The sequence below is a fragment of the Gaoshiqia sediminis genome, assembly GCF_025907915.1.
In the GTDB taxonomy this organism is placed as follows: domain Bacteria; phylum Bacteroidota; class Bacteroidia; order Bacteroidales; family Prolixibacteraceae; genus Gaoshiqia; species Gaoshiqia sediminis.
Genome location: NZ_JAPAAF010000163.1, coordinates 1 through 311 on the forward strand (window position 1 = coordinate 1; position 311 = coordinate 311).

At 50.5% G+C, this 311-nt stretch carries 1 protein-coding gene; it reads right to left on the bottom strand.

What is annotated here, in order from left to right; all coding sequences use genetic code 11:
* The coding region (locus N2K84_RS20715; protein WP_282593670.1) for a glycoside hydrolase N-terminal domain-containing protein at positions 1-311 on the bottom strand (311 nt) is incomplete at both ends.

Consider the following 311-nt stretch of genomic DNA (forward strand, 5'->3'; position numbering starts at 1 on the left):
TGCTCCAGATCGAGCTCGCGGTAGTAATTGGTATAATTCTGATGCCCGTCGAAATTGAGCTCCAGGGTTCCAACCACCTGGTACATCGACCCATTACGTTCGGTCATCATATGTTGGTTGACCATTTTTTCGCCTTCCTGGTATTTACCTTCAAAAATGAGCTGCCGGATTTCGGGCAAAGCCTCCAGCGCTTTCGGATTATCGTTGCGCGACGGTCCACCCGACCAGAAGGTTTCTTCGTTCAGCTGGATTTTTTCGTTAACCGGATCGCCATAAATCATCGCTCCCAACCGGCCATTCCCTACCGGAAG